The sequence below is a fragment of the Enterococcus sp. DIV0876 genome, assembly GCF_050529585.1.
In the GTDB taxonomy this organism is placed as follows: domain Bacteria; phylum Bacillota; class Bacilli; order Lactobacillales; family Enterococcaceae; genus Enterococcus_D.
Genome location: NZ_CP172882.1, coordinates 526,892 through 549,061, shown reverse-complemented (window position 1 = coordinate 549,061; position 22,170 = coordinate 526,892). Strand labels below are relative to the sequence as shown.

Here is a 22,170-nt window from a genome sequence, read left to right as displayed (position 1 = left end):
TACTTAGTATAACGTACTTTGTTATCAATTACTAGTCTTTTTTTGTTTTTTCTTTTCTCTCAAAGCGCGGAAAAAATCAGTCAGCATTTGCCCGCAAGCTGCTTCTAAAATACCGCCTTCTACATAAGACCAATGGTTAAAGCGTTCGTCTGTCAACAGATTCATCAATGTGCCGGCTGTCCCCCCTTTTGGGTCATAGGCGCCAAAATAGACTTCTTCCACCCGAGACAATAACATCGCACCACTGCACATTGGACAAGGCTCCAGTGTGACAAATAATTGCGCACCTTCCAAACGCCAACTGCCAATTTTCTGACAAGCGGCTTCAATCGCAAACATCTCTGCGTGGGCTGCTGCTTGTTGCTGATGTTCTCTTAAATTATGACCACGACCGATGATTTCACCATCTAAAACAACCACAGCACCGATCGGCACCTCTGCGATTGCAGCAGCTTTACCCGCTTCTTTCATGGCTTCTTTCATAAAATACTCTTTTTGCTCAGTGGTCAATGTACTCACTTTTTCCACGTGTGACTTCACTCCTGATTTTTTGCTGTGTGCATTCATTATAACGAACTGTGTAGACAAAGACGAGAAAAACCCGCAACAATCTACATCGTTGCGGGTCAAATCATCGGTTGGATCAAAAGACAGATTCAATCAAACTAGTTAATTTGTCTTTGACGTGTTGTGTCGAGTCTTTGATGTTATCGCCGTAAACCGAAACTTTGTCACGACCATCTTTGACTTTTTTCATGACGCCTAACAAGGAATCTAATTCGTTATCAGACAATCCATCTACAACATCCAATAACTTTTCGTTGCCGTTGAATTTGTCATCAACAAATTTCTTCACCTTGTGGCGGTTGCAAGCGAAGCGTACTTTATTGAATACCTTGTCTGAAACAACGACTGCAGTGGTGATGCCAGCAATCGCCGCAATACTTAATCCAACCGTTACTTTTGAAGATGTTTTCATATCGATCAGCTCCTTTGATTTGCTACTTCCATGATAGCACGGAGACCAAAATATGAATACTATTTCGTTTAGTCTACTTGAAATCTTAACCCTTTAGGAAAGAAGTTTTTGACGACGCCTTGGACTTGTTTCCCGATACCCACCGGTACATCATCGACGTGCAAAATCACCCACCCAGCATTTCCCGGCACAGTGATCGTTTCTCCAGCTACATATTGTTTCCACTGCTCGATCGTGATGGACAAGATCGGTCCTTGGCTGCCTGCCAGAAAAGCCATCGCCACTGAAAAACTTGGCTCAATGCGATTTTTCTTGCGTGTGCCGATATGTAAACCCGGACGCAGAACTTTCATCCCTTTCAAATTAGGCAGTGCATTAGGAACAAGCCACATCTGTTCTCCAAAAATTTGTAATGATCCTTCATTGGTAGGTAAGAACGGAAAGTTCTGTTGAAATGCTTGCCACAGCTTCACTGTTTCTTGATCGAGTTTTGATTGCGTGCTTTTTGCTTTGCTTTTCTTCGGTTTCGTTGGCTTTGTTTCAGCTTGATACAGTAATTTTGCAGCAAAGTGGCCTTCCCCTTGATTCAAATGCGGCCATAGGCGAATCGTCTTTTCAATATTCGGTACATTTCCCCATTCTGAACGCCCATGGGCAACGTTAGCTCGGTCGATAGATTGGATGACAAATGGATACTCCTCCACAAGCCAGCTGATGATGGCTTCATTTTCTTCTGGAGCAAACGTACATGTAGAATAAATCAATTGGCCCCCCGGCTTCAACATACGGACAGCTTCTTGGAGAATATCTTGTTGCCGAATAGCGCATTGACGAGGTGCGTCACTGTGCCATTCCGCCACAGCCACCGGATCTTTGCGAAACATGCCTTCACCAGAACAAGGCGCATCTACGACGATCTTGTCAAAAAAGTGTGGAAAATGACGGCTCAACTCATGGGGTGCATGATTGGTGACCACCACATTGGAGAAACCCCACCGCTCGATATTTTCCGCTAATATTTTTGCACGTTTTGGAAAAATCTCATTGCTGACTAACAAACCTGTGCCATTTAGCTGACTTGCCAATTGCGTAGATTTCCCGCCTGGTGCCGCACAAAGATCCAACACACGCTCGCCTGGTTGTGCATCAGCGATCGCCGCAACAATCATCGCACTTGGTTCTTGACTATAGACATAGCCTGCTTGGTGCAACAGCGACTTGCCTTTGACTTCACCAATGTACGCGTTTTTAGCATAAGGTGCTTTTGATCGTTCAGGTCCATATTTTGCCAACATCACTTCTGCATTTGGTTTAGCCGTATTTAAGCGAAACCCTTTCACAGGTCGTCCATTGGACAACGCATCAAAAAAAGCCTCTGCTTCTGTACCCAATAAATCTCGGTATTTTTCTATAAAAGGTGTAGGTAATGCCATACATATTCCCCCTCAGCTTTTTTATCATAGCGACTGACAGCCGATTATGCAAGAACTACTCCTTTAATGAACCAAAAAAACACAACCTATCGCATAAGTTGTGTCATGAAAATATTGATTGCGTATCATTTTCAAAGGAATGCTTATTTGAAAATCGCCTTTTTGATCGTCCGCTCAATAAAAGGCTGTGAAATATAATCATCCCAGAATTTGATCAGCGGCCCTACTAAAAAGGCACTGATAAAGGTCCCGATACCGATTGGTCCGCCAGTAAATAGACCCAACAAGGCAAAGGCTACATCTTGGATGACCCGTACCACACGATAATTGGCTTTGGTTTGATCCACGATCGTTGGTGCGATCGCATCATAAGGCGCACTCCCCAATTTTGCTGACATATAAAATGACGCCCCAAAGGTGAAGAATAAGATGCCAATCACAAGAAAGATCCCTTGCTGGATCCAATTGTTTGGTCCGACCTGAAATGTATCAAAGACTTTCGTATAAAAATCAATAAAAAAACCTGTCAACACCATATTGATCACCGTACCAATGCCGATATGGCGCCGCCCAAAAATAAAAATCAAGATCAATACAGCGATATTGATCATCAATTGATAGATACCTAAAGAAAGGCCCAACAATTCTCCCACACCAATATTGGCAGCCGTATAAGGATCAAGCCCGACACCGCCAACACGCAAAAGTGCTGCCCCTAAACCTAAAATCGCAACCCCTATCAGCGCATAAAGGGAACGCAACCATGTTTCTTTTTTCATTCAATCGCCGCCTTCTCTTTTTCTTTAAGTATAACGATAAAAAAAGGAAATGGGAATTCCAATGCTTGTTATCCCTCGACAGGCCTTGCGAGCGGATATTGTTGGATTTTCTCAAATCGTTCATCTTCAGAGCAATGCTGCGGGTAGGCGGAAAGACCTTCCGTAATTTTTCGATGCTTTCTGGAATGAAAAAAGCCAACCACAAGAATGGTTGGCGCTATACTCGGTTTCTTCATCCAACAATTGAGTATTTCATCCTCATACTAAGGATTTGTCAAAACAATCTTCCGAAAACCATCTTTCAATGCAGCATTTTCGGTCTCTTTAAAGTACAAATAATTATTTTCGTTGCCTTGATTTTGACTCGTGACCAATACAAGCGGTTCGCCATGATGGACCGTAAAGAAATAGACATGTTTTTCTAGGTAATCTTGTGTCTCAGCATCTGAATAAACAGCAACCAAATCGTAATCTGCACCTGATTGACCAGTTTCTGACCAAGCGATATCCATCGGCGTCTCATCAAGTACTGCTTGCCATTTGTCGGACCCGCTAAGCACACCGTCAGGCAATGCCAACCCATATAAGTCCACATTGCTGCCTGGACTATACGCTTGATACGTTTGTTCCATCTCTGTGCCCCACTCCTGCATAAAACTGCGCAATTGCGCTGCTTTCGTTTCATTCCAAGGTGTCGTCTCTTGTTCCTTTTCAGCCGCTGATGTTTGTGTTGTGCTGGTTGAATCGGTTTGACTGCTTGCGGTACTGCTGGTAGATGATTGACTTTCCGTTGTTGACGAAACGGATGATGCTATACTTGCCTGACTGCTTGTGTCACTCGTCGAGTTCGTTGTCGTTGATCCACAAGCAGTCAACAATAAAAGAGTAGATAGAAGCCACGCTGATGTCCATTTTTTCATCGTACTCACCTCGTTTTTATTTACTATATTACTATTATACGGCAACGAATAGGATTGAACAAACGATACCGCTATTCACTTTTATTGACCCTATGTGCTATATGTGAAATAATAGCGTCAGTCATAAAACATCACCACCGGGTGATCCAAGTATGTAGCCAACTCTTTAGGTCTTTGTAGAGTGGTCTAGATACTTTTTTTTATTTTAAGGAGGCGTGTCAAATGACATGGATATATTTATTAATGGGTGGTTTATTTGAAGTGGTTTGGGCAAGTACGATGAAATTAAGCAATGGCTTTACTCAACTTTGGTACAGCATCTTAACAGTGATCGGGATGGTATTTAGTTTTGGCTTTTTGGCTTTGGCTGTCAAACAGTTGCCATTGAGTATCTCCTATCCTGTCTGGACAGGTATCGGTGCGGTGGGGTCGATCCTTATTGGTGTCGTCTTTTTCAAGGATCATTTATCACCTCTGACATGGTTCTTTGTGGTCTTGCTGATTGTCGGGATTCTTGGGATCAAGTTTACGAGTGGCCATTGACCATTATCAGTTATCCTATATGCTACTTTCAATCCGTTCCAACTATCACTTTTTGACGTTTACTGCAAATTTAACCATAAAGAGGAGACGACCACGCGTCTCCTCTTTATATTATTTCATCCCGCGGCTCTGATCCACAGGATACTTCACATTATTCTTGACCAGTTTCTCTTGAATGATTTCATCGATATCCAACTTTAAGTTGTCAGCCAACATATAACTATAAATCAACACATCTGCGATTTCTTCTTTCAGATGTTCAAAATCTTCCAATGCTTCTTCCGCTGTTTTCCATTGAAAAATCTCAAGCAACTCTGCAGCTTCGATCGAGATCGATAAGGCTAAGTCCTTCTCATTATGAAATTGGCGCCAATTCCGGTCATCTCTGAATTGATTGATGCGATCCATTGATGTTTGTTTCTCTTCCATTTGTTTCTCATTTCCTTTCCTTACTGTCTTGCGTACCGCTATCTATCCCTCACACAATAACGTATTTTTGATAAAAAATCCTTACAACGAGATATGAATTCTGCCATACAACAGTGACACGACTGACAGAAACTGACAAACAAGTGACAAAAATGAAACGACGGATCCACGGTAGATTATGCTATATTTTACACAGTACACTTTTTATTCGCCAAAACCATGAAATATACGCATCAATTAAATCCCGTACCCAAGACCGATTACATCTTCACACCAACTCGGTAGACTAATCACTGTAGAACAAGAAGAAAGGATGAGCAGAATCGAAACCAAACACGCAAGAGGATTGACGGCAGCAGAGGTGAAAGCACGTGTCCAAAGCGGCGCCGTCAACAAAACAAAAAAAGACTATTCGAACACTTATCCGAAGATTATCTTTACCAATATTTTCACTTTTTTTAATTTGATCAACACACTCCTGTTTTTTCTGGTTTGCTTGACAGGTTCTTATCAAAACGGATTGTTTGTTTTTGTCGTTTTCAGCAATGTCGTCATCAACTTGTTTCAAGAGATCCGCTCAAAGCGTACCCTTGATCAATTGGCTTTACTCAAAGTAGCCAAGGCCAATGTATACCGCGATGGGCGCCTAGAAACGCTGCCGATCGAAAAGCTTGTCTTAGATGATCACATCTTCCTAAAAAGCGGTGATCAAGTGCCGACAGACGCAAAGATACGCGAAGGTGCGCTGGAAGTGAACGAATCCTTGTTGACTGGTGAGGTAGATAGTATTTATAAACAAACTGAGGATGAACTGTTCTCTGGCAGTTTTATTACCTCAGGTGAAGCTATCTGCCAAGTGATCCATGTCGGCGGAGACAATTATATCGAAAAAATCAACAAAGAAGCCAAATCCAGCAAGCGCCAGACTTACTTGATCCAAGGCAGTTTAAACAAGATCATTCGTTGGATCAGTTTGATTTTGGTGCCGCTATGCACCCTCTTATTCGTCAAACAATATTTATTTTCCAACGCCCCACTCAATACTGCGATTTTGCGGACAGTGGCCGCAGCGGTCGGCATGTTTCCAGAAGGTCTGTTCTTATTGACCAGTGTGACACTGACGATCAGTGCTGTTTATTTGGCTCGACGGAAAGTATTGGTCCAAGAGCTCAACTGTATCGATGCCTTGGCACGGGTCGATGTGATTTGTTTGGATAAAACTGGAACGATCACTGAAGGAAAAATGACGGTAGAAAAAGTCGTGCCCATTGCACCCAAAATAGATCTGTCTGAAATCACTGGAAATCTGCTGGCTCACTTGCCTGATCAAAATCCGACCGCACGCGCATTACGGGAACATTTCGAAACGGCCACCACCTTTGACGTGCAGCATGTGACGCCTTTTTCTTCTGATCGTAAATTTAGTTGTGTCACTTTTGCAGCACAAGGCACTTACTTTATCGGCGCCACATCGATACTGTTGTCTGCAGGTCATCCCGATATTTTGCAACAAGACCGTGCCTTTGCAAAGGCTGGATATCGGGTGATTTTGTTGGCCCATAGTCCCCTGTCCTACGAAACAGACCACACCCTGACAGATATCCGACCTCTTGGTTTCTTTTTATTGTCGGATACGATTCGGGCGGATGCCGAAACAACTCTTGACTATTTCCGTTCCCAAGGGATTGACTGTAAAGTGATTTCTGGAGATGATCCGGTAACTGTCAGTCAAATTGCAAAAAAAGTCAATTTACCTGGTGCTTCAGCGTATATCGATGTATCAACATTAACAGCTACGGAACTAAAAGAAGCGGTTGGCAAGTATCAAATTTTTGGTCGTGTCACCCCGCAGCAAAAGAAAGAGATGGTCCTTTACCTGAAAGAACTTGGCCATACAGTAGCTATGACTGGTGATGGCGTCAATGATGTCCTTGCTTTGAAAGAATCAGATTGCTCGATAGCCATGGCCTCTGGTGTCGATGCTGCCCGGCAAGTATCAAATTTGGTCTTATTAGAAAACCAATTTGCTGCATTGCCTTCAGTCATGGATGAAGGGCGACGGGTCATCAACAATATCACGCGCTCTGGTTCATTGGTCTTAGTCCAAGTATTGTTCTCAATCATCATAACGATCGGAACGTTGCTTTCAGGCACGACCTATCCTTTTGAACCCATTCAATTAACGATGATCAACGCTTGTTTTGTTGGTATTCCCACGTTCTTATTGAACTTTGAACCTGATTTCAAGCGTATCAAAGGTGACTTCATGACAACGATCTTTCAAAACGCCTTGCCAACAGCCATCACGATTTCAATTGGGACATTATTGATTATTAATATTGGTCATTGGTTCAACAGCAGCACGCAAGCCCTCTCGATCATGAGCATCATCTTTACGGCTTGGAATTATCGTTTGCTGCAAAGAAAAGTGTATCCGCCGATCAACAAATACCGAACGACCATTTTCTTTTGTACCCAATTTTTCTATTTTGTCGCCTTGATCATTGGGCAAAACTTATTCAATCTAGGCAATACCACCTATATCAATTTGGTTCTGCTCATTGCCTTGTTAAACTATGCTACGTACGCACAACGCTTCATCGAAAGATGGATGAAACACTTGGTTCGTCGTTATGTGAACATGCGATCTTTGCAAAAGTTATCATGATGCAAAACCAAATCTCAAACAAGAACCCTGTACCCCTAGCGCAGATCAAGCGCATGGGGTACAGGGTTCTTTACTATATTCAGTCATTGACGACAAAAAATACTGCTTATTTCTTTAGCCTAATACTTCCTCCATATTTTTCGCCATCTCCGAATAACCTAAATAATTCAGAATCGACAATTCCTTTTCAACATCTGTTAACGTAAAAGCCTCTTTTTTTTCAATCAGTTTTCTAAAGATATTTGCACAAATTTGTTCATACATATAATTCGGGTCATGCGTATATTCAAGCAGCTGTTCAAGTAATTTGGGCCCATACGTATAATCTTTTCTAATGGCAACCAGTAAAATCAATGCATTTAAGAGAATATGGGCAAAATCACTGTGGAGGGGTGAATCCGCAATGAATGAATGGATCCTGCGATTCAAGCGATTCAAATTACTATAGATATAGTCATTGGTAAAGGCAAACATACAACTTCCGAAAATCGAAATTTCAAACTTCCCCCATGTCTCAATGCGGTTCAAATAAGCGATGATATATTCAATCCCTTGTTCACTGCCTTTTAATGTGTGCTTTTGCATATAGTTGTATTCAATAGCAAATTGCTCTTTTTTGATTGCATAAAACACATCATTTGTTTCCTGATATTTTTGCAGCAAGTGTAAGGAAAGCGCCTGATATTTTTCTTCATTCCCATAAGTGATTGCCTGCTTAAATAAGGTATCATATTTCTTCTTCGTATCTAGACTAGACATATCTAAACGGTTTAGATATTCTTCGTACGTCACATTCAATCTGTCTAGGATTTGAGTCAACTTGTCCGAAGACAAAGACGTTCCTCGAATTTCAAATTTGTTCAATGCCTCTCGGCTCATAATATCTTGCGCCAGATTTGAAATCGTAAATCCGCGTTCTTCTCTTAGCGCTTTGATCACTTGATTGCTCTCCATAAGAAAACTCCTTTTTCCCAAGGTACATTTCATCACATTTCAAACCCATTATACAACAATCATCGTATCCTATACATACAAACAAATTAGTTTGAGGAGGGGAGAAAAATGTTTGATATTTTCTCGGGTTCTTGGTGGCATCATATTGGCTTATAAAAAGATGTCTTGGCTTTTCGTGTCTAAATCATGTTCATGAAGCGGCAATTTTGACTGATATGTACAAATAATTTACTGTTATAAATTAACGTGCACTTGAAAGAACGCTTCCCCTATTAAAAGTTTGAACAAGCAATCAAAAAAACTGCTACCTTTCATTACAGGATGAAGGTAGCAGTTTTTTACTGTCCAACTTACGCTTATTTTGTCCGCAGTATTCTTGCAACGTTCTTTGCGGATCCACAAAAAAGTCAAGCAAACATTTTCTTTGCCGCACGAGCCAAAGTTTTTAAATCCTTGTCGTAACGAGGCGTCGGTACCAAGCGAGACATTGGGATACCGGCAAAATGGAAAGCAGCGATTTCTCCTGAACGTACAGCACTTTGTTCGGTGAAAATCATTTGATATGGTTGTTCCACGAATTCACCAGTAAACGCAAGGTTCGTCGAATGGGCAGGAATCACTTTCGGCCGATCACTTTTGGCACGATTGTTAAACAAAGCAGAAGCATAAGGCATATACACTGGAATGTTGTTGATGACACTCGCCATGATCAATGCTTCTTTATCGCGAATGTTGCCTGGTCCTGGATCCACTTTAGATAATTGACCTATCAGTTCTTGCAACATCTCTTTGCCGGTCATTTCAATATACATTTTGTCAACAAATTCTCCCCGGCGACGTGGATATAAGAAATATCCCCAAATGACGGTTTCATTTGGTTTTTGGCTAGTGAAATGCGGTTGATGGTGCACCACGATCGACATATTGACATCTTTTTGGTTCAACGGTGTAATCGGTGTTGTTGAGATAAACGAGTTCAACGCATTTCCTGGTTCTTGGGTCGTAATTCTGGTGATTTCATTCAACAGCAAATGATCTTTAGTCGTCAAAGTGAAGCTGACCCACTCGCTGGCATCACGGTCCGCAAAGAACTTATCCGGATTGCCAACGTTATAAAAGCGTTCCGCAGCTTTCTTCCAAAGACTAGATGCTGCCCCGTAATCCATGTTTTCTGGTGCAGGTGTATCAAAGTCACCCAAAGTAGCAGAATCAGTGATCGATCCATTCGTGAAAATTACGGCTGTATCTTCATCTACTGCGACAAATTCATCTTGATTGGTCTTTGTGTTATGCATATGCAAACCTGTCACGGTGATTTCATCTTGCATCGTCGTTTCTTTGAATGTCCAATCGGTCACCAAACGATCTAAGACAATTTGACAGCCCTGATCTTTCAAATAATTGATCAATGGCAGCATAATACTTTCATATTGATTGTAACGGGTCCGATTGACACCAACTAAGTGTTCGATTTGGGTGAATTCATAAATCATTTGATGCATATAGCGCCGCAATTCTTGCGCGGAACTTCGGGTCCGAAAGGCAAACGTCGTTTCCCACATAAACCAAAAATTTGATTCAAAGAAATCTGGATCATCTTTAAAGTATTCAGCTATCGTTACGTTGTCTAATTTTTCTTCTTCTGAATCAGGCATCATGATCATCTTGGTCAGCAGCATTCGGCTTTTGTTGTTTAAGCCTAACCGTCCCCCGTCGATGATCCCTTTGCCGCCTTCTAATAAACGGGCTTTATCAAAGGTTCGATGCTTGGCATCGAAATCCCGGGTATCTTCGGCCGCTGTCATATTGGGTTCTGTTGCAGATGGAATTCTGTCCAGCAAATCCATCAAATCGACATATGTCCGGTAATTCAGCATCCGTCCACCACGCGCCACATAGCCTTTTTGGTTGTCCATTGGGTGGTTCTTATTCCAGTATTCATCAGTGACATCTTCAGTCGGTGCCCCATCATTTGAGCCATGATCATCGAGAGAGTAAAAGGTGATTTGATCGCCTTGCCAATTGCCTTCTTGAATCAGATAAACTGCTGCGGCCATATTGGATAGTCCTGCGCCGATCATGATTGCTTTTTTCTTTTGCATTGTGCTTCCTCCTCATTATTCATCCTGCATAATGTGCGGCTATTTCAATGTTGAATCATATTCATCGTATAACCAGGCATCATCTTCAAAAAAACCTGTCTTCTTCGCCAAGTATCCAGCACCAGCTGCCACGATGCCAATACCGATCGTCCATAAGATCATTTTTTTCTTCATGTGATTTCGCTCCTTCGTTATCATTCTATGTCTTATTCAACTTACGGATTCATCGTAGTCCTAAGCAAGAAATACTTCAAATGATAACTAATGTGATTTTATTGTTATTGGACATTTTGGGTGATTTGTCAAAAAAAGCCTTACTTTATAAAGATTTTTATTCTGTACACCAAAAACCATTGAATCCTCTTATTGAAATCACAGAAATAGAAGAATCACAAGGGGCACTATTCAACATTTTGAAACAAATTACCTTGATGCCAGATGCTTAGTTTTGTGCGAACTCTGGTCTAACTTTTATGGTGAATAGCTTTTTACAAGCTGCGGGGTATACGATTCCAGAAGATATAAGTATTTTATGCTTCGATGACACAGAATTTACTAGAAGTGCCGTGCCGCAAATCACAAATATATCTACAGATTTGAATTATATGGGGAAATTAACAGTTAAAACACTAATCAAAAGAATCGAGGAAAATAGTACACCGTTTATCCAACAAAAAATCTCGCCGCAATTGACGATTCGTGGATCTGTACGAAGGATTGAAGTATAAAATATCTTAATGATAACAAGAAAAAATAGCCCTTTAGAGTTGGTTTGGTTGGTACTTTATGAATGAGCGAGAATCTGCAAATAAATCAATTACACTAGTCAAAAAGATATTTTTGATGAAACGTTTTACTGAACAAAAAATTAAGCGTGTTTTATTTTTAAAAATATAAAAAAGATGACAGCACTATCTATCAGCTGTCATCTTCTGCTATTTTCAAAGCTAATCCAATATAGAGAAACCCAAATCTTTAATATCACGATTAAACATTTTTACTGTCTCCAGTGATAATTTGTCTAAGTCCATATGGTACATGGATAATTTATTCAAAATTGCGGGTGTAGCCGTAATGATATCGACACCTAATTTTTCAGCTTGCATAATATTATAGACTTCTCTCGAGCTCGCCCATAAGAGTTTTGTACCAGCTTTTTCTCTACATAATTCTAGCGCCTTTTTCATCAAAGGTTCAGGATCAATCCCTGTATCAGCAATTCTTCCAGCAAAAACAGATACAATATTATTCGTATCTGTATGAAATGCAGATACCGTATCCTGAACTTGTTTTTCAGTCATAATCGCTGTTACGTTTAATTTCAACCCTTTTTCCGAGAGTTTTTTTATTAGTGGAATCGAAGTCTGGCCTAATGTATTGGTGATAGGAATTTTGACGTACACGTTTTTTCCTAGTGAGGATAGTTTTAAAGCTTCTTGTTCCATAATACCAAAATCATCAGAAAACACTTCAAAACTAATCGGCATATCTTCAATATTTTCCAATACTTCCTTGGCAAATGACATATAGTTTTTTATACCTGCTTGTTTCATTAAAGTCGGGTTAGTAGTAAAACCAGATACTATTCCTTTTTCCTTCATTGCTAACATATCTTTCAATACAGCTCCATCTGAATAAATATCAATATTTAGATTCATTACTCAACCTCCATTTCTTCATTATTAATCGCTACTTTTGATGGTTTAAGTATGTTAGGTAAAAATAGAGCGAGCAATACGATTCCTATAATACCGTAGATACCCACTTGTCCAAATTGTCCACCTACTTTACCGAGCAGTATGCCGATCCACCCAAAGTCAAAGTCACCAAATGTTGCATTCGAGAATCCTAATTGACCTAATACAGGCAATAGAAAAGCAGGTAGAAAAGCCAAGAAAAGGCCATTTACAAAAGATCCAATCATAGCACCTCTTCTGCCTCCAGTTGAGTTTCCATAAACACCTGCTGTGGCACCACAGAAAAAGTGTGGCACTAATCCAGGAATGATCAATACGCCACCTATGGCACCGAGAATGAACATGCCAATTAGTCCGCCAATAAAGCTTGAAATGAACCCAATAATAACGGCAGTCTGCGCATATGGAAAGAACACAGCGCAATCAACTGCAGGAACTGCATTGGGGATCACTTTGTCTGCAATTCCTTGAAACGCTGGAAGTAAATCTGCAAGTATCATTCGGACCCCTGAGTAAACAATTGTTACACCAACAGCAAATTTCAGTCCACAAAGAATAGCGAATAAATAAGGAGACTTCCCATCAGATAATGTAGAAACAAAATCTGGGCCTGCAGCAATTGCAGATACTAGATAGAAAATAATCATTGTTAACGCTGTTGAGATTGTTGTATTTCTTAAGAAGCCAAATTTTTCTGGTACTTGAATGTCTTCAGTTGATTTCGAGTCTTTTCCAACCAATTGACCGATCCAAGCAGAAAGGTAATAGCCGATTGAACCAAAATGTCCCATAGCTATTTCATCACCATCAGTAACTTTAAGAGTATACTTTTGTCCAATTGCTGGAGACATTGCACTCCATGCACCTAGAAAAAAACCTCCTACTACGACAAGCACCGTTCCTTGAAACCCAATAGCTCCCAATACAGCTGATAATAAACATGCCATAAAAAATGAATGATGTCCTGTTAAAAAAACATACTTATATCTAGTAAACCTGGCGATCAATAAATTAAAAATTAGTCCTACGATTAAAATAGTCATTGTTTCTACACCTAACACTTTTTGTGCCACCGAAGTTACAGCTTCATTGTTTGGAACAACTCCTGTAATATGAAAACCCTGTTCTATCATTTGCGAGAGCGGATCCAAATTTGCACTAATAACATCCGCACCAGCAGCTAGCATTAGATAACCTAAAATCGGCCCCAAAGTTCCAGTTAACACCTTATGCCCAGGGGCTTTCATCGCAATAAGCCCTACAAAAGCTACAAGTCCCATTAAAATTGCTGGTTCACTAAACATATCTTTGAAAAATTCTAATATAAACATTTTTTTCCTCCATATTAATCTATTTTTGTTAGAGAAAAAGCGCGCTTTTTAAACTTTACTGGCCAAGTAAAGTTGTAATTATTTATTCAATTCTTCTAAAACAGGCAACAAATCTTCAGTTATTTTTTTCTTATCTGCATAGCTTCTAACAATTGCAACCTTCTTATCATCAGGAAATTGCTTTGCAAATTCTTCAACAGTAACAAATAAATCTGGATTTTCACCCAAAGCTGCATTGAAATCACTAGGCCGAGCCTCTAACTCAATACCATTTTTTTTTGCTAATTGATTAATTTTCATTGCTAACAAGTTACTACTTCCGATGCCGTTCCCACATACTGTTATTATACGAATCATTGATTTTCCTCCTCTTGTATATATTTTTCAACTAATTGCATAAAACATGTCTTGTCATCTTGTGCAATCAAAGAATCAACTTTATCCTCTTCATCAATCACGACAGATATATCTTGTAAAACTTCTAAATGACTTTGATTATCCTTTGTAGCCAAACAAATAATGATATAGACTAGATGATTTTCACCAAATATGACAGGTTCATCTAATTTCAAAATACTCACTCCTGTTCCCAAAGAACCCAATTCTGGTCTCGCATGAGGCATAGCTACTTTAGGAACTAAAACCACGTAATCGCCTAATCTATTAATTGAATCGATCATTGCTTCTACGTACCTTTTTTCAATGATACCCTCTAAAAGTAATGGTTCAGAAGCGATTACAATTGCTTCTCGCCAATCATCCACCTTATCTTTAAATTGAATTCTATTATTCGAAAAATGACACTTTAATGATGTGCCCATCTAAATCCCTCCTTCTACAATTCCATTGTATAAAATAGACCAGACCTTTGAAAGCCCTACCATTTCCATTTCAAACTGGAAATACATGGAATATAAAGTTCACTTATTTCCACTTAATCTTGGAAAACATTTAAAAAAAACAAAAAATATTATGGATCAAAAACTTTAAAGCGCTATCATCAGCTTCTAATCCATCTATAAAAAACAATGAAAACCGATGGTTTCTATTCATTGCTTATCTCATTATTTCTTCCATTTGTATTTGATATATAATATTTAGGAAAGGGTGATTGATTTGTTTGCGTACAATAGACTAAAACAGTTATTTATACTTCTTTATGAAAAAGATATTTTATCTGCCAAAGAAATTTCGCAGAAACTTTCAGTCTCTGACCGAACAATTCGTTCTGATCTACAACAGTTAAATGAACTGTTACTCTCTTATCATTCAACAGTTCATTTAATTAGAGGAAAAGGATATCAAATACACAATAAAGAAAATCTAGTCAATATATATAAAGAAGCCACCACGAGTTATTCAGATAATTACACATTACTAGAAACAACAGAAGATAGACTTCGACAATTACTACTCATTTTTTTCAATACGTCTCATTATCTTTCGTTAGACGTTCTATGCAAAAAAATTTTTGTAGGAAGAACTACCTTATTAGGGTATATAAAGCAGTTAAGATCAATTCTTATTGCTTATGATCTCAAAATAGAAGCTAAAACAAATCATGGCTATAAAATATCAGGAAATGAAGTGAACATACGCCAATGTATGTCCGAACAATTGATTGAAAGAAATTTTAATAGCTATATATCCGAATTCTCTATATTCGAAAAACAAGTTTTTTCAAATATAGACTTGGAAGGTATTCGTGCATATTTAGCTGTGATATTTCCACCAAAAAAATTTAAAATATCTGATTACAATAGAAAAAACTTTATTATTCAAATTGCAATCGCCATACAAAGGAATCAGATATCAAAGAAAATCGACCAAGCAAATGGGTTTGTTTTCTTAGACCTTGATATAAATCATGCTTTAACTGAACTTTTCAAGTGGATTGAAGAACACTACTTGATTGTCCTTGATCAAAATGAACAAAAGTGGCTGAATAACCATCTTGCTGCTGAATTTCAATTGTCTTCAACTTCACAAAAACAAAGAGACCATGTTGATTCCCTCGTCGAAGAACTATTAACCGACATTAAGATGAGCTTCAATCAGAATTTAATGGATGACTCAACATTAAGAAGCGATTTGATCGCACATTTTAATAACTATCTACCTCTAAGAAAATTATTGAAATTTAAAGAAAATCCACTTTTAGATACCATCAAAAAAAATTTTCCATATGCTTTTGACATATGTTTTATCACTATCTCAAAGAATATTCATTTTGATAAGTATGCTTTTACTGAAGAAGATATCGGGTTTATCGCATTGCATATTGCAGCGGCCTTAGAAAGAAAACAAGACTTTCATAATAAAAAGAAAGTCATCATCGTCTGTGGTCAAGGCGTTTCTACCAGTCGTCTTATCGAAGCAATCATAAAGAAAAAGTTTATGGAAGAGATTGAGGTTGTGGACATCTTGTCTTTTGCAAGTTATCAATTAAAAGATATTTCTCAGGTGGACTTTATTATTTCTACTATACCTTTAAAAGAAGAACGAATTCCTGTGATTCAAATTGATTTTCTTTCTATAAATGAAAGCATGCTTGAAATCGAACGCAGTCTTGTAAAACAGTCGCCCCCAGTCAATGCTAAGTATATATTTCGACCAGATCTTTTTCATCTAAGTAATAAGAATTCTGATAAAGACATTATTATTGAAGGTTGTCTGAAATTAGAAGAGAAACAAATCGTTGATAAACGTTTCATTGAAAAAATTTTAAGTAGAGAACGTATCGCACCAACAAATCTAACAAACTGGATTGCCATTCCTCACGCGATCGATCCTACGATTGAACATACAGAAATTTTTATTAGTATTTGCAGAAACCCTATCAATTGGTTTGGCAATGGATCCGTTAAAATTATTTTCTTGTTAGCTGTAGCGGAAAAAGAAAAAGAAGCTTTACAAGACTTTTTTGAGCAGCTTTCTGATATCGTGGATAATGATACTATCCAAAAAAAAATGGCTTCTTCAAAAACGTTTGATGATTTTATCGAACATTTTCAATTTTAATAAATAAAACATCTAAGACAAGTGAGATAAACGTACTCTCCTGTCTTAGATGTTTTCACTTTAAAGCTTTTTCTACTTTATATCTTTTTTCTCTAAACAACTATAGACTATCCAGCTGTCCATTACAAACATTTCAAAAATCACTGCCAAATATTGTGCCTCTTACTGTTTGTCAATACCAATCCTAAAAGAGACATACCATTATTTAGATTTCCTGACCAAGTCAACAACGCAAGCTTAAATGCTATAAATTATTCAAAAAATAATTAGTCATAATGAATTTAGCGAAAAACGTTATCGTTTGCATAATATAATCCATTATGACAGTAAAGTTTAATGACGGTGGTGATTCCTTGAAAGAAGGTGGTGCTTATGAAAATACGCACAAAATCTTATGAATGGAGAAGCCTTTTGTCCGCATACGAAACGATTCAGACCATCCTCGGCTTTGGTATGTTTACCATTGCTTTGATCAGTCTAACCGTAAAGTTGCTTAAAAACGACAAAAATAAGCCGTCACTTTAGCAGAGGTCGACTTATTTTTGGTAGAACTTCCGTCAGCCTTTAGTTTATGTAAAAGGGGGGATATCAGTTAAGCATGAGCTTTCAACCTCTGTGTAGTTTAAAATCATTTCAACTTTTACTTTAGAATCTGGTGTTATTTCAGTAGCTTTTATGGCATTATCCTGGATAATACCAAGCGAACGAATAATGACCATAATCATCTTGTTTGAAATTGGCTTAAATATTGTAAGAATATGCATGAATCAACTAGTACCAATGCTGTACTCAAGTAAAGCCTTAGTTAAACAAACGATTTAGGAAGAAATATTACCGCCGTAGATTTTATATAAAAAAAGAAGTAGGCCACTTGTAGAAAGCAACCCACTTCTTTTTTTCTATTTAACTCACTTTTTACATCATCTATTGACTTATTTAACAATCTCAATGTTTCAAAAATAACGTTTTCTCTTTGAAATTTTAAAAAATGAAGATTCTTCATAATTAACTCTGTATAGAGACTAATTCCTTCATTGCCTCCCATTCTTACTCCTCCTAATTCTAAAGCAGTTTTTCAATCCAACTTTTTAATTCAAAACGACTATGATCAGGACTAGCAGTATTAATGGGCATATTGATATACCTATTATGAAGTTGTGTTAAAGCAGTAGCTGATATAAAAATGAAAAACATCACTTTTGTACTTTAACTAAATTGGTAAAACGTTTTGATCTGTTTTCTCCCTTCTATTATTCATTTTTCAATGGCCGACTCAATTATAATTCATCATATTTATGCTTCGAATCTTTACTTTTTTCTATTGGATACTTGAGATTATTCTTCTCTAGTTTTTCTTTGATGATTTCATCAATATTTAAATTTAAGTTATCTGCCAACATATAACTATAAATCAAAACATCCGCTATTTCTTCTTTTAAGTGTTCAAAATCTTTGCGTGCTTCCTCCGAAGATTTCCATTGGAATATTTCAAGTAGTTCTGCTGCTTCAATAGATATTGACAGTGCTAGATCTTTCTCATTATGAAATTGACGCCAATTTCTTTCATCACGAAATTTATTTATCCTCTCCATTGTATCAGATGTATCGCTCATGGCTTCTCTCTTCCCTTTCAGTTTGAATCGCTAATAGTTTTTCTCGCAACTTGGGATTAACTGCATAAATATATAACCCTTTAATCGCTCTTTTCATCAAAATATTGACTGAATTTAAAATGATTTTTTCTTTTGCATAATTCGTGGTCTCCTGATCCATGTCTTCCCTACCGATAAAAGCGCCAGTATCCTTGTATTGATCAATATCAATGGTCAGTACATCCGCAATAGGATCATAATCGATTGATGGCCCCAATACTAAGCCAACATGATTCAAATCAAAACCTTGAATCGTATAAATCGATCCTACTTCATGAATCGTTTCAGGGCGCTCCGCCCAAGTTACTTTAGAATCAGTAGAATTCCAAGACATATTGATACCATCTGGATCCACCAAATAGGAAGCACCATCTTTTTTATGGGTATAATCAAATGTAGCTATCAACCTTGATAACCCGTCTTGCTCATCTAATGCAGAAATCTTAGTTTTTAGTTTTTCAGGAGCGTCCATAATCTGTAGCACAAACCTATCTGTTGATTCTGGAAGATCACCGATGCGTTTATGAACAAATGCATCAATCCATTGGACTACCATTGGGCTGCTTTGCATTCTCAACTGATTTGTTAAATGATATCTAGTTGCCCCATATTTTTTTTGAAAAATAGTTAATTGATTCTCATCCCAATAACTTTTGATTTTTAAAACTTGCTTAGGGTCAAAAATGCAAATAGTTATTTTTGATCTCTTTACGATTTCCTCTAACTGATTATCAAAGTGAAAGTTATTGTAACTATCTCTCTTGGTGAGTAACAAATGTGCTTCATCTACGATTACTATATCTGGTTCTTTTTGATTTTTGTCTATTTGATTGATAAAAGTTGTTGGCTTGAGTATATGATTCTTTTTTAAATTTGGTAAACTATCCGCCATAGAATGATATGTTTTTAGCATCTCTGAATGGTTCACTAATAGGTAATTATCTGTTCCCTTAAAAATCGACTCCGTTTTGGTGAAATCTTGAAGTGTATTATATAGTGAGGTCAATAAAACACTTTTCCCAGTCCCCGCATCGCCTTCAATCATAAAAACTTTTTGCGAATCATTTGAATTGATTGATTTCTTACAATACGCAATAATATCTAACTTTATATCAAGTTGTTCGGGTGTTAGCTCTTTAAAGGGGGACAATTTATAAACATCTTTATTTCTAATCGTATCAATTGAATGTACAGCTAAATGTCGCTTTTGAAGCTCTTCCCATAGTTCACGAAAAATGATTTCATCATAAAATTCTTTTTCGTAATATTGATGCATTTGAACTTGTCTTGTTTGACTTACATTCTGTAATTGAAATTTTTCGTCTCCAATAAAATGATTGATCAAATTTGTTTCGATATTGTATGTAGCTGATTGGTTGAATTTCTCATGCCCTATTAAGAGCGCTTCTTGAATTCCTTTACGCTTAGGATCCTTTATATGCTGTTGCATTCGCTTATTTACTTGTACTGTTTGTCCTATATAAGCAATTGGTTTTTTATGGTTCTGACGATTATAAAGAATATATACGATTGGATATTGATTGATATAAGCTGTCGTCACACTTGAAATATCACCTTCTTGAAAATGATGTTCTTCAAAAATTAATGCGTTGTCCATCGTTCTGACTCCATTTTCTGCATATTTTCTGCCTACTATATTTTAAGTATATCATTGGTTTATTCAGTAATAAATGGTTTGATTTCCCTAGGTATTCGTATGGGTCTTCATCTTATTATATAAAAAAATGATTCGGAGCAAATACATTTGTATTTGCCTCGAATCAATCTACTATTCTTTATTGCTTCGCATAGCCATTTCCATGTCCAGGACTATAGTTCTGCGCCTCTGATACGGTAATCAGTGAAAAATTACTTGGAATCTTCACTTGGCCATACGTCTTGCCACTTTCGACCTTCAAGAACTTATATCCTGCAGGTGCTTGGTACCATTCGCCAACCAATGAAGGAGATGGCGTGGCTTGGTTGGCACTCGCTTGATTCGCTTCCTCGGCTTTCGCTTGCTCCGCGGCTGCTGCTTGTTCTTTGGCTTTCTTCTCTTGTTCAGCCTTCGCAGCTGCTTCAGCTTCTTTTTTCTTATCAGCGATCCGTTTATCACTATTTGTCTTCGCGCTGTCATATTGGCTATCCAATGCAGAAAAGTCATCTTTTAGGTCGCCTGGCTTATAGTCTTTCAACGCCAATGTCTCTTCTAAGGTTGTTTTCGCAGTTGTCAGCTCTTTTGTTTCATCCTCTGAAAGATCACCATCATCAAGCAATGATGTTGTTTCTTTGATCAGTGATTTGGCTTTAGATTCATAATCTTTGAATTCTTTGGCAGTCGCTTCTTGCCTTTGGCTGATATTTTCAATCAGCTTCGCCGAAGTGCTTTGCCGCGCTTCGACCGCTTGCTTCTCATCCGCATCTTCAAAAAATGTTTGGTTGTCTGCTTTGTTTTGCGTTAAGTCTTTTTTATCGCTCTCTGACAAATAGTCTTTTTTCAGCAATGTATCTGTTGCTTTGTTATCTTCTTTAAGCTTATCAACTAGAGAAATCAGTTCTTTTTGATGACTCTCGACTGCTTTAGCCAGCGTTGTTACTTCATTTGCTAAAGACCTGACCGGTGCGATTTCTTTCGTTCCAGCAACAGCTTGATACTTCTCTGTGATTTCATTGATTTGCGTTTGATCGTCTTTGGTAATAAACGCTTCATCGCTTTTTTTAGCCAACGCATCTAGTTGTGTTTTGACTTGGCTAAGTTCTGTTTTAACGGCATTGGCTTCTGCAGATGACACACTCTTTTCAACTTTTGCGAGCGCTGCTTCACTTTGCGCGATCAAATCCAATAAACCTTGTCTATTTTCAGAATCTTTCACTTGATCAAACGAGGTCAATTCATGTTCTAATGTGCTTTGTTCCTCTTCTGAGATAAACTCTGATTGAAGCAATGTATTGATTTTTTGTTCTTGTTTTTCTTGCTGATCATAGACATCTTGGTAGGCATTTGCATTCACAGAGGTTGCAATGATCCCTGTCATTGAAAAAGCCAAAATTATCCCTAATAACTCTTTTCTTAATTTCATTCTTTCTCTCCTATTAGACCAACTCTTTATTATGGTTTGTTCCTAATGCCCGAAATGTATCCAGAGTGATTTCCCCATTTTCTTCATCACCGGTCATCTCATTGAGGAACAAATAATACGCACGCAATTCATCCACTTTCCCGTGAAACGCTGTCCGTGCTTCTTTGTCTTGCCATTTTTTCTCTTGTGCTAACCAATCAAAAAGACTACTTGCTTCTTCTTGCGGCAATTTATTGAGTTGTTGGTCAATAAAAAAGACAAGCGCTTCTTGTTGAAATAATTTTGGATTTGCTTTTCGCAAATATTTCTTTAATTGTGCATATGATTTACTCTCGACGCGGGTTTTATTTGCATAAAAAAGAGCAATGCCCATTCCCACCAAATAAATAAGCAAAGGATTGATTCTTACAACATCTAAAGAAACGATGACGCTTGCTAGTACGATCAATCCGATAGATACCACCATGATTTTCTTGTAGTATTGCTTTTGCTTCTGATATTCACCCATAATATCTTGGTACTCTTTCATTTTTTTACCACCCTAATTTTATTTATTAACAAGATTATGATAGCCTTTACTTT

At 38.0% G+C, this 22,170-nt stretch carries 23 protein-coding genes and 1 pseudogene; 6 read left to right on the top strand and 18 right to left on the bottom strand.

Annotated features, from left to right (window positions below; all coding sequences use genetic code 11):
* Nucleotides 1-24: 24 nt before the first annotated feature.
* From tadA to IGI41_RS02545, 5 genes are all read right to left on the bottom strand, one after another.
* On the bottom strand, nucleotides 25-528 hold the full coding sequence (tadA, locus tag IGI41_RS02565) for a tRNA adenosine(34) deaminase TadA (protein ID WP_430611147.1): 504 nt from the start codon (nucleotides 526-528) through the stop codon (nucleotides 25-27).
* A 115-nt stretch (nucleotides 529-643) separates the two neighbouring features.
* A complete protein-coding gene (locus IGI41_RS02560) occupies nucleotides 644-979 on the bottom strand; it encodes a hypothetical protein (protein ID WP_430611146.1) in 336 nt (111 codons plus the stop codon).
* Between the two features lie 68 nt (nucleotides 980-1,047).
* Nucleotides 1,048-2,412, bottom strand: a complete 1,365-nt coding sequence (locus tag IGI41_RS02555) for an RsmF rRNA methyltransferase first C-terminal domain-containing protein (protein WP_430611144.1) — start codon at nucleotides 2,410-2,412, stop codon at nucleotides 1,048-1,050.
* A gap of 143 nt (nucleotides 2,413-2,555) precedes the next feature.
* On the bottom strand, nucleotides 2,556-3,191 hold the full coding sequence (locus IGI41_RS02550; protein WP_430611142.1) for a YczE/YyaS/YitT family protein: 636 nt from the start codon (nucleotides 3,189-3,191) through the stop codon (nucleotides 2,556-2,558).
* Between the two features lie 263 nt (nucleotides 3,192-3,454).
* Nucleotides 3,455-4,111: a DUF4767 domain-containing protein gene (locus IGI41_RS02545; RefSeq protein ID WP_430611140.1), complete on the bottom strand. Its 657-nt coding sequence runs from the start codon at nucleotides 4,109-4,111 to the stop codon at nucleotides 3,455-3,457.
* 222 nt (nucleotides 4,112-4,333) lie between these two features.
* Here IGI41_RS02545 and IGI41_RS02540 point away from each other — a divergent pair, with 222 nt between their 5' ends.
* Entirely contained in the window at nucleotides 4,334-4,654 is a 321-nt protein-coding gene (locus tag IGI41_RS02540; protein ID WP_430611139.1) for a DMT family transporter, read from the top strand.
* Nucleotides 4,655-4,765: 111 nt separating this feature from the next.
* Here the strand turns inward: IGI41_RS02540 and IGI41_RS02535 are convergent, their stop codons facing one another.
* The gene (locus IGI41_RS02535) at nucleotides 4,766-5,083 is read right to left on the bottom strand and encodes a nucleotide pyrophosphohydrolase (protein ID WP_430611138.1); all 318 of its coding nucleotides are present in this window, start codon (nucleotides 5,081-5,083) and stop codon (nucleotides 4,766-4,768) included.
* Between the two features lie 313 nt (nucleotides 5,084-5,396).
* On the opposite strand from IGI41_RS02535, the gene IGI41_RS02530 reads away from it, so the two are divergent.
* Nucleotides 5,397-7,751, top strand: a complete 2,355-nt coding sequence (locus IGI41_RS02530; protein ID WP_430611137.1) for an HAD-IC family P-type ATPase — start codon at nucleotides 5,397-5,399, stop codon at nucleotides 7,749-7,751.
* Nucleotides 7,752-7,865: 114 nt separating this feature from the next.
* Here IGI41_RS02530 and IGI41_RS02525 read toward each other — a convergent pair whose 3' ends face one another.
* From IGI41_RS02525 to IGI41_RS02515, 3 genes are all read right to left on the bottom strand, one after another.
* Nucleotides 7,866-8,705, bottom strand: a complete 840-nt coding sequence (locus IGI41_RS02525) for a helix-turn-helix domain-containing protein (protein ID WP_430611136.1) — start codon at nucleotides 8,703-8,705, stop codon at nucleotides 7,866-7,868.
* Nucleotides 8,706-9,112: 407 nt separating this feature from the next.
* Nucleotides 9,113-10,807 carry an oleate hydratase gene (locus tag IGI41_RS02520; RefSeq protein ID WP_430611134.1) on the bottom strand — a complete coding sequence of 565 codons (1,695 nt, stop codon included), beginning with the start codon at nucleotides 10,805-10,807 and terminating at the stop codon, nucleotides 9,113-9,115.
* A 39-nt stretch (nucleotides 10,808-10,846) separates the two neighbouring features.
* Nucleotides 10,847-10,981, bottom strand: a complete 135-nt coding sequence (locus IGI41_RS02515) for a methanol dehydrogenase (protein ID WP_430611132.1) — start codon at nucleotides 10,979-10,981, stop codon at nucleotides 10,847-10,849.
* 80 nt (nucleotides 10,982-11,061) lie between these two features.
* Between IGI41_RS02515 and IGI41_RS02510 the strand changes: the two genes are divergently transcribed.
* Together IGI41_RS02510 and IGI41_RS02505 are read left to right on the top strand one after the other, a co-directional pair.
* Entirely contained in the window at nucleotides 11,062-11,253 is a 192-nt protein-coding gene (locus tag IGI41_RS02510; protein WP_430611131.1) for a hypothetical protein, read from the top strand.
* Between the two features lie 12 nt (nucleotides 11,254-11,265).
* Nucleotides 11,266-11,535 (top strand): annotated as a pseudogene (locus tag IGI41_RS02505) (substrate-binding domain-containing protein); the annotation flags it as partial.
* 219 nt (nucleotides 11,536-11,754) lie between these two features.
* On the opposite strand, the gene IGI41_RS02500 reads toward IGI41_RS02505, so the two are convergent.
* The 4 genes from IGI41_RS02500 to IGI41_RS02485 all read right to left on the bottom strand — a co-directional run bounded on the left by IGI41_RS02500 (nucleotide 11,755) and on the right by IGI41_RS02485 (nucleotide 14,656).
* Nucleotides 11,755-12,465, bottom strand: coding sequence for a transaldolase (locus IGI41_RS02500; protein WP_430611130.1), 711 nt, complete (start codon nucleotides 12,463-12,465; stop codon nucleotides 11,755-11,757).
* Nucleotides 12,465-13,835: a PTS ascorbate transporter subunit IIC gene (locus IGI41_RS02495; RefSeq protein WP_430611129.1), complete on the bottom strand. Its 1,371-nt coding sequence runs from the start codon at nucleotides 13,833-13,835 to the stop codon at nucleotides 12,465-12,467. The genes IGI41_RS02500 and IGI41_RS02495 overlap by 1 nt, the downstream gene beginning before the upstream one ends.
* 78 nt (nucleotides 13,836-13,913) lie before the next feature.
* Entirely contained in the window at nucleotides 13,914-14,192 is a 279-nt protein-coding gene (locus tag IGI41_RS02490) for a PTS sugar transporter subunit IIB (RefSeq protein ID WP_430611127.1), read from the bottom strand.
* A complete protein-coding gene (locus IGI41_RS02485; protein ID WP_430611126.1) occupies nucleotides 14,189-14,656 on the bottom strand; it encodes a PTS sugar transporter subunit IIA in 468 nt (155 codons plus the stop codon). Before IGI41_RS02485 ends, IGI41_RS02490 begins: the two co-directional genes overlap by 4 nt.
* Before the next feature lie 295 nt (nucleotides 14,657-14,951).
* Between IGI41_RS02485 and IGI41_RS02480 the strand changes: the two genes are divergently transcribed.
* Nucleotides 14,952-16,856 (top strand): BglG family transcription antiterminator, encoded by a 1,905-nt coding sequence (locus IGI41_RS02480; RefSeq protein WP_430611124.1) that lies wholly within the window; start codon nucleotides 14,952-14,954, stop codon nucleotides 16,854-16,856.
* 372 nt (nucleotides 16,857-17,228) lie between these two features.
* On the top strand, nucleotides 17,229-17,381 hold the full coding sequence (gene pepG1 / locus IGI41_RS02475; protein ID WP_430611123.1) for a type I toxin-antitoxin system toxin PepG1: 153 nt from the start codon (nucleotides 17,229-17,231) through the stop codon (nucleotides 17,379-17,381).
* A 280-nt stretch (nucleotides 17,382-17,661) separates the two neighbouring features.
* Here the strand turns inward: pepG1 and IGI41_RS02470 are convergent, their stop codons facing one another.
* The 5 genes from IGI41_RS02470 to IGI41_RS02450 form a co-directional block, all read right to left on the bottom strand.
* Nucleotides 17,662-17,901 carry a hypothetical protein gene (locus IGI41_RS02470; RefSeq protein ID WP_430611122.1) on the bottom strand — a complete coding sequence of 80 codons (240 nt, stop codon included), beginning with the start codon at nucleotides 17,899-17,901 and terminating at the stop codon, nucleotides 17,662-17,664.
* A gap of 232 nt (nucleotides 17,902-18,133) precedes the next feature.
* Complete coding sequence (locus IGI41_RS02465) at nucleotides 18,134-18,469, bottom strand: nucleotide pyrophosphohydrolase (RefSeq protein ID WP_430611121.1); 336 nt, start codon at nucleotides 18,467-18,469, stop codon at nucleotides 18,134-18,136.
* Nucleotides 18,453-20,126 (bottom strand): DUF2075 domain-containing protein, encoded by a 1,674-nt coding sequence (locus tag IGI41_RS02460; protein WP_430611119.1) that lies wholly within the window; start codon nucleotides 20,124-20,126, stop codon nucleotides 18,453-18,455. Before IGI41_RS02460 ends, IGI41_RS02465 begins: the two co-directional genes overlap by 17 nt.
* Nucleotides 20,127-20,304: 178 nt before the next feature.
* Nucleotides 20,305-21,588: a hypothetical protein gene (locus IGI41_RS02455; protein WP_430611118.1), complete on the bottom strand. Its 1,284-nt coding sequence runs from the start codon at nucleotides 21,586-21,588 to the stop codon at nucleotides 20,305-20,307.
* 13 nt (nucleotides 21,589-21,601) lie between these two features.
* Complete coding sequence (locus IGI41_RS02450) at nucleotides 21,602-22,117, bottom strand: hypothetical protein (protein WP_430611117.1); 516 nt, start codon at nucleotides 22,115-22,117, stop codon at nucleotides 21,602-21,604.
* Nucleotides 22,118-22,170 lie beyond the last annotated feature (53 nt).